Here is a 7,821-nt window from a genome sequence, read left to right on the forward strand (position 1 = left end):
ATGGTTCTCCGAATGAAAGCCTGTCCTCAGCATAGTACCGGGAAGGAGGGAGTGACCATCTCATTAAATAAAGCACGCTAAGCCGGTGGCAGCGGTCGCAATGGCCTGAACTTCCCCGCACCGACCTTGGCACTGCTGCGCCATAGGTAATCGCCGGTCAGGTTGATATGCTCCCACCCCAGCGGGGACAGATATTGCAGCAACGTGTCGTCCAGCGCCTCGCCCTTATTCAGCCCCGCATGGACGCGGCGGCGCAGCTCCACGCTTTGCAGCCAATCCAGAATGAACAGCGTGCGCTCGATGCGCCCATACATCCGCACCTTGTCGTTGATCGCCTTGCCGGAAGCCTGGAACTGCTGTTGATGCTTGTTCTTGGCCGCATTGAACAGCTTGCCGATGATACGGTCGTGAAGGTCGATGATTTCATCAGTGACGGTGGCCATGCCCTCGATGGCCAGTGCTACCAAGGTGGCGTAACGCCGCTGCGACTCGAACTTGGCCAGGTCGGCGGGCGTCATCTGGCCGCCTTCGCGGGCGATCTTGAGCAAGCGGTTTTGGTGTACCTGCCGTTCGATGCCAGCAGGTAGGTCAAGCGCCTGCCAGGCTTTGAGGCGTTCGATGTGTTCAAGCATGTGGCGCGAGTTTGGCTTGGCGGGCGATTGGCGCAGCCACGCTAGCCACGTCATTTTGCTACCATCCTTGCGCTTGAGCAGTTCGTCCAGGCACTGGCGATGGACAGGTATCAAGGAATCGGCCAATGCCGCATGGATGCTTCGGTTGGCACGGGTAATGGCCTCGGCGCTTGCGCGCTCGATGGCATTCATGGCGGGTAGGATGATGCTCTGCCGCCGCAGGTTTTCAACAAGGGTGCTGGCCAGCACAATGCCTTTGTCTGTTTGCAAGGCCAGTTCGGTCAATGTATGCACGGCTTGCCGGTAATGACTCATGGTGAAGGGCTTGAATCCAAACACCGTTTGCAGCTCGACCAAGTGCTCCCGCCGTGTCTGCTCGCGCTGGCCGTAATGGTTCCAGCTTCCCACCGGCACCTTGAGTTGTGCGGCCACCATGCGCAGCAGGGGCAGAAATGGAGGATCATCGACGCCCAAGAAGATGCCAGGGAATCGCAAGTAGCAAAGCTGCACGGCGAAGCCCAATCGATTCGCGGCGCCGCGACGCTGACGGATCACCGACAGGTCGGTTTCGTTGAACGTGTAGTGCCGTATCAGTTCGTCTTTGGCATCTGGCAGTGTCAGCAGACTTTCGCGCTCGGTGGCGGACAGGATTGAGCGGCGTGGCATGGTCAGTCTTCCCGCAGGTACTGGTACAAGGTTTCGCGGCTGATGCCGAAGTCACGGGCCACCAAGGTTTTCTGCTCGCCTGCCGCAACTCGCCGTTTCAACTCGGCAATTTGTTCGCTGTTCAGCGATTTCTTTCGTCCCCGGTAGGCCCCGCGCTGCTTAGCCAGCACGATTCCCTCGCGCTGACGTTCGCGGATCAGAGCGCGCTCGAACTCAGCAAAGGCTCCCATGACCGACAGCATCAGATTGGCCATCGGTGAGTCCTCGCCGGTGAACGTTAGCCCTTCTTTGACGAACTCCATGCGCACGCCCCGTTGTGTCAGCCCTTGGACGATGCGGCGCAGGTCATCAAGGTTGCGTGCCAACCTGTCCATGCTATGCACCACCACGGTGTCGCCCTCGCGGACGAAGGCCAGCAGCCTTTCAAGTTCGGGACGTTGTGTGTCCTTGCCTGAAGCCTTATCGGTGAATACCTTGCCGACTTCTATTTGTTCCAGTTGTCGATCAGGATTCTGGTCGAAGCTGCTGACGCGAACGTAGCCGATACGTTGACCTTGCAAGATGCCTCCAAAGGTAAAAATGTCAGGATGAAATCTATTACCCTTGGCTGAATGTGTCAATAAATATAAATTAATACCCTACTCTGACGTTGTTTGTGCTCAACATCTGACATCAGGTTAGGGTTTAGTCTTAACTGACACCACCTCCCAGGGCCTGATATAAAGCAACACTATCGACTAGGCGTTGTGCCTGGACCGCAACCATATTGATCCGGATTGACTGTGCCTGTTGCTGCGCGATGAGCAGTTGCAGGTAGCTGGCCGCGCCCAGCCGGTATTGCCGCTCGACCGACTGCAAGGAGGCCTGTGCAGCCATATCAGCGGCAGCGAGGGCAGTCAAAGTTTGTGCATCGCTTTCCACCGCGCGCAGGGTGTCGGCGACGTTACGCAAAGACTCCAATACGACGCTCTGGTAATTGGCTACGGCGGCATCAAAAGCGGCGAGCGCCGCTCTTTTTTCAGCGGGTAGCCCTGGATTAAAAAGAGGCTGGGTGAGCTGCGCAACCAGGCCCCACACTGCCGAGCCACCACCGAACAGGGCACCGGTGGTCAGCGCCTGAGAACCAAGGTTGGCGCTCAGGTTGATCTGTGGGTAGAGCTTGGCGACAGCCACACCATAGTCTGCATTGGCCGCATGCAACAGCGCCTCTGACGCCTGGATATCCGGTCGGCGGCGCACCAGTTCTGAGGGCACGACGAGCGGCATCTCGACGGGTAGAGTGAAATCGGCCAGAGTGAAGGCCGGGATGCCACCCGTGCCTGGGGCACGACCGGCTAGCACCGCCAGTAGATGTTCGGTTTGTTGCAGTTGTTTACGCAGCGCAGGCAGTTCTGCCCGCGTTTGCTCCGCCTGAGCTTGTAGGCTCAACGCTTCATCAGGTGAGGCCTGACCGATACGCACGCGTTCATGGGCCAGGCGCAGTTGCTCATCCTGCACGCGCAAAATGGCAGTAGTGGCTTCTAGTTGCGCGGCGAGGCGTGCTCGGGTAATGGCAGCGGTTGCCATGTTGCCGGCAAGGGCCAGGCGCGCAGCATTCAGTTCGAAGCGACGGTAGTCGGCGCGAGCAGCCAAGGCTTCGAGTGCGCGCCGGTTGCCGCCAGCCAGATCGAGGTTGTAATGCACGCCAACGCTGGCGTTGTAGAGGCTGAATTGACGTGCGTCTCCGCTCAACCCTTGGCTACTGGGACTCATTTGCTGGCGCTGAGATCCCAGTGCGACATCTACCTGTGGATATTGCGTCGAGCCCGCCTGTGCGGCAAGAAGCTCCTGCGCCTGTCGCAAATTGGCGCTGATGCTCGCCAGCGTCGGGCTGACATGGAAAGCTTCGTTTATCAGTCCGTCGAGTGCGGATGAACCCAAGCTTTGCCACCATTGCGTTTCGATCGGAAGCCCTTCGACTAGACGTTGTGTTTCGCCGAACTGCGTGGGAGCGGACACGGTTCTATCAGCTACCGGTGTTGCAGTGTAGCGAGCCACATCGGGTGCGGTGGGACGCTGAAAATCAGGGCCGGCGGCGCAGCCGGCCAGACCGGCGGTGACCAGACCAGCTACCAGGTAAGTTGCCGCAAGCCGTCTTTCGAGGCTGATGGGGCGCTGGCATGTTTTAGCGTGCTCCATAAAAATGCTCCACGAAAGGTTTACGGAAAGCTTGGTGGCAGCCCAAGCAGCTTTCCTGCACGTGGGCGAATGATTGGGTCACCGCCTTGCCGTCGCTGCTCGCAGCAGCCAGCTTCATGGCCAGCGCCGCCTCGTGAGTCTGCGCGTCAAAGTTTCTGAACTTGGTCGCATCAGCGCCGAGGTAAGCAAGGATGCGCATTTTTTCAGTAAGCGGTGGCTCGGGGTGTGCAGCAACTTTTGGGGCGAGCTGAACGACCTGAACCCATTCCTCCTGCGAAATCGCACCGGTAATAGCCTGCATGTTGCGCCCGAGTTCCTGCATGATCTTGCGTAGCGCCAGTGGCTCAACCTGGGTAGCGTCACCAGCCCAAGCTGGCAACTGAAAACCCCATAAAAGCAGGCAGGCCGTAACGGTCAGGGTGATAGTTCCAAATGCGTGGCTGTGTTTGCGGTGGGTCATGAAATTCTCCTGTAATTCAATCGTTCTCTCATTCGAACTCCCGCCCTTCGCCAGCTTCCTCATGGGTCACGCCGTCGCGGATGTGGTAGATGCGCTTGAATGTGGGGATGATCTTTTCGTCATGGGTGACGACGATGATGGCGGTCTCGAACTTCCGGGCCATGTCGTTGAGGATGCGGATTACAGCCATGGCGCGCTCGGAATCCAGCGGCGCAGTGGGTTCATCGGCCAGGATCACCGGCGGACGATTGACCAGTCCGCGCGCGATGGCGACCCGTTGCTGCTCGCCACCGGAGAGTTGCGAGGGCATTGCGCGAGCTCGGTGTTGCACATCAAGCGCTGTGAGCAATTCCAGTGCCTTCGCGCGCGACTCTCCATTCGCGACGCCTGCAAGCATCGGCAGCAGCGCCACGTTGTCGGTGACATCGAGAAACGGAATCAGGTACGGCGCCTGGAAAACGAAACCGATCTTGTCACGCCGTAAGGCGCGCAGGTCGCGGACTTTCCAGCCATCGGCGTAGATCACTTCATCGCCCAGCGTCATGCGACCGGCGGTCGGTTCGATCACCGCACCCAGACACTTGAGCAGCGTGCTCTTGCCGGACCCGGAAGGGCCGATCAGTCCCACCACTTCACCAGGCGCAACATGCATATTCACGTCTCTCAAGGCAAAGACAGCGGTGTCACCATCGCCATACCGCTTGCTTAAACTTTCGATGTGTATCCCTTTGCCACTCATCTCAACCTCCAATGGCTTCGGCCGGATCGACCTTGAGTGCTATGCGAATGGCGACGAGGCTAGCTAGAACGCAGATCACGAGCACGGCAAAAAAACCGGCGACAGAATCCATTGGCGTGAGCAGGACATATTTTGGAAAAGCCGGTGCTGAAAAGGTGGCTGTGATCTTGCCGACCACGAAGCCAATCACGCCCAGGGCGAGCGCCTGCTGCATGATCATCGCGGCGATGGTTCGGTTGCGTGTGCCGATGAGCTTCAACACCGCGATCTCACGGATTTTGTCCATCGTCAGCGAATAGATGATGAAGGCAACGATGGCCGCGCTAACGATGGCCAGAATCACAAGGAACATGCCGATCTGCTTGGCCGAGGTGGCGATCAGCTTGCCGACGAGGATGTCTTCCATCTGTGCCCGGGTGTAGACCGTCAAACGCTTCCAGCGCTGGATGGATTCGGCAACCTCGTCCGGCGCATGACCAGGTTTCAGAGTGACCAGCACGGCATTGACGAACGCGTTGCTGCTCTGTGAAGCAATCACGGCATCCAGCAAACCTGGATCACCGGGTCGATTGAAGACCGGGTTGGCTTCGGTGCGACGCCGGCTTTGCCAGATGGCATCGTTGTCCTTGAGGAACTGGGCCTCCTGGGCATCTTTGAGCGGAATGAATACCATCGGGTCGCCGCTGGACGACACCATACGCCGTGTCAGCCCCACGACGGTGTAATGATTGCGGCGAATGGTAAGACGATCTCCCAGTTTGAAGCCGGTGGCGATGTCGGCCACAGCCTCGTAGTGACCGCGCGTGATCTGGCGTCCAGCGACGAGATAAGGAGGCCATCCGGGTGTAGCCCCCAACGCACCGGGCGCGATGCCGACCACCATGGTGCGTACATCACTCTCGCCCTTGCGTACCTGCATGGTCAGGTAGGTCGCGTTCGCTGCCTGTGAGACTCCCGGCATGGCGAGAATGGCGCGATACACGTCATCGTTGAGGCTGGACGACTCCGCATAAGGACCCAGAGTATCCTTTTGCACCACCCAAAGGTCAGCGCCACTGTTGTCGAGCAACGCCTTGCCGTCGTCCACCATGCCTCGGTACACCCCAGCCATGACTAGGGTGACGCCGATCAGCAGACCCAGACCGATGCCGGTGAAGACGAATTTCCCCCAGGCATGGAGAATGTCGCGGCCGGCCAGGCTGATCATCGTGAAACTCCCGGGATATGCTCGACCACATGGATGCGGCTGCGCGCCGTCAGTGCCTTTTCGCTATAGGTCACAACCTGGTCCCCATTCTTGAGCCCTTCGCGCACCTGCACGTAACCATTGAGGTCGGAAGTGCCGAGCTTGACCGGGGAGAAATGCAGATCACCATCCACGATTTGCCAGACACCAACTTTATCGCCTTCACGCTGGACGGCAGCGTTGGGGATCAGTGGAGCGGCCGGGAGCGCCGGCAAGTCAACCGTGACTTCGGCCAGTTCACCCACTGGTGGCAAAGGTTCTGGTTTGTTATCGAATGTCACCTTGGCAAGCGTTTCCTCGGTTACCGCGTCGGCCTTGGGTTCCACCCGCAGCACGCGACCTTTCAAGGTCTGGCCACCACGCGAACGCAGGACGATATGAGCCGGCAGCCCCCCAGCCAGCCCCGATGCGCTGATCTGGTCGAAGCGCACATTGATCCACAAACTCTTGGGGTCGATCACTTCCACCACGGCCTGGCCCGCGACGATGGTCGTGCCGGGATCGGCATCGCGCACGGCGACTACACCGTCGACCGGCGCGATCAGGCGCAGATTGCTCCGCTGCGCGACGAGTGCTTCGCGGTCGGAGCGTGCCCGGGCAATATCTTCCCGAGCGGCGGATAGGGCGGCATCGGCGATCTGCAGTTCCTGCCGCTTGGTGGTGACGATTTCCTCGCTGGTCGAGCGCACCGCAAACAATTGCTCATAGCGGCGCGCCTGGGTTTGCGCGTAGGCTTGCCGGGCTTCTGCCTCGCGCAAAGCCGCTTCCGCCCGCTTGAATACAGACTCCTGTGAGCGCACCCGATCATCAAGGTCGACCGGCTCCATCTCGCCGAGCACCTGTCCGGCCTTGACCTGGTCGCCTACATGCACCTCCAGGCGTTTGACGCGCCCGGCAAACGTCGGCCCGATCTTGTAGGTGTAGCGCGCCTCCACCGTGCCGATGCCGAACAGCGCCGGTGTGATAGCCCGTGATTCCACGCTTGCCACCGTCACAGCGACCGGGGCGAGCGGCCCTGATCGCAGACCGACATAAATAAAAAGCACCAGCAAAGGAATGATGACGGCAAGCAGTGCCAGGGTGCGGCCTTGCAAGGGTAACTTTTTCATTGCGCACTCCTTATGCCACGCCGATAAATTGCAAAGACGCGCGGCGCATCGCGGTGCATACGTCCCACATCACCCGCCAACAGCGATTGCATGACCAAGCCCTGGATCGTGCCAATGAACAGCGTTGCCGCCGCCTCGTTGTCAAGCGAGGGAGACAACTCGCCGCTGGCCTTGCCTTTCTCGATGAGACGATGCAAACGTTCGCTGTAGCGCTGAATCAAGGTTTGCACCATGCGCTTGGCCGGTGTCGATTCGGCACGCTGAAGCTCACCAAACATCATTCTTGGCACGCCTGGGTGCTCAGCTACGAATTCGATATGACTCATGAACATCGCCTCCATGGCTGCCAAGGGCGACTCGATTCCTTGTGCGGATCGATCGATTCTGGCTAATAGGCGCTCTGCTACCCACTCCATGACCGCCTGCCAAATGGCTTCCTTGTTCGGGAAGTGCCGAAACAGCGCACCCTGGGTCAAGTTCATGTGTTTAGCGATAGCCGCAGTGGTTATCTCGCTTGGGTTTTGTGAACCGGCAAGCGCCACGACGGACTCGACAGTTACGGCACGACGTTCATCGGCCGGCAGATGCTTTGGATGGGTGTCCACGAGCACTCCTTGTAAGATAGTAATTGATTACTATCTTACCACAAGAGGCAACTCAAACAAGAGAAAACCCGACGTACTCGTCAATATCTAGAGTCTGCAATGGGCTTAACGTGCTTTATTTAATGAGATGGTCACTCCCTCCTTCCCGGTACTATGCTGAGGACAGGCTTTCATTCGGAGAACCAT

Annotated in this window: 7 protein-coding genes and 1 pseudogene; all 8 read right to left on the minus strand. The window is 58.9% G+C overall.

Annotated features, from left to right (window positions below; genetic code table 11):
• Positions 1–263: 263 nt before the first annotated feature.
• Positions 264–1,298: pseudogene (locus QMN93_RS25095) on the minus strand (DUF4158 domain-containing protein); the annotation flags it as partial.
• 2 nt (positions 1,299–1,300) lie between these two features.
• Positions 1,301–1,858 (minus strand): recombinase family protein, encoded by a 558-nt coding sequence (locus tag QMN93_RS25100; RefSeq protein WP_016236504.1) that lies wholly within the window; start codon positions 1,856–1,858, stop codon positions 1,301–1,303.
• Positions 1,859–1,988: 130 nt separating this feature from the next.
• Positions 1,989–3,476: an efflux transporter outer membrane subunit gene (locus QMN93_RS25105; RefSeq protein ID WP_011784757.1), complete on the minus strand. Its 1,488-nt coding sequence runs from the start codon at positions 3,474–3,476 to the stop codon at positions 1,989–1,991.
• On the minus strand, positions 3,463–3,936 hold the full coding sequence (locus tag QMN93_RS25110) for a cytochrome c (RefSeq protein WP_016236502.1): 474 nt from the start codon (positions 3,934–3,936) through the stop codon (positions 3,463–3,465). Before QMN93_RS25110 ends, QMN93_RS25105 begins: the two co-directional genes overlap by 14 nt.
• A gap of 28 nt (positions 3,937–3,964) precedes the next feature.
• Positions 3,965–4,675, minus strand: coding sequence for an ABC transporter ATP-binding protein (locus QMN93_RS25115; protein WP_004393997.1), 711 nt, complete (start codon positions 4,673–4,675; stop codon positions 3,965–3,967).
• A gap of 1 nt (position 4,676) precedes the next feature.
• Entirely contained in the window at positions 4,677–5,882 is a 1,206-nt protein-coding gene (locus tag QMN93_RS25120; protein WP_000624215.1) for an ABC transporter permease, read from the minus strand.
• A complete protein-coding gene (locus QMN93_RS25125) occupies positions 5,879–7,030 on the minus strand; it encodes an efflux RND transporter periplasmic adaptor subunit (protein WP_016236501.1) in 1,152 nt (383 codons plus the stop codon). The genes QMN93_RS25120 and QMN93_RS25125 overlap by 4 nt, the downstream gene beginning before the upstream one ends.
• Positions 7,027–7,635, minus strand: a complete 609-nt coding sequence (locus QMN93_RS25130; RefSeq protein ID WP_000379506.1) for a TetR/AcrR family transcriptional regulator — start codon at positions 7,633–7,635, stop codon at positions 7,027–7,029. Before QMN93_RS25130 ends, QMN93_RS25125 begins: the two co-directional genes overlap by 4 nt.
• Positions 7,636–7,821 lie beyond the last annotated feature (186 nt).

The sequence above is a fragment of the Enterobacter sp. R-1.6.2 genome, assembly GCF_035064085.1.
In the GTDB taxonomy this organism is placed as follows: Bacteria; Pseudomonadota; Gammaproteobacteria; order Enterobacterales; family Enterobacteriaceae; genus Enterobacter; species Enterobacter asburiae_B.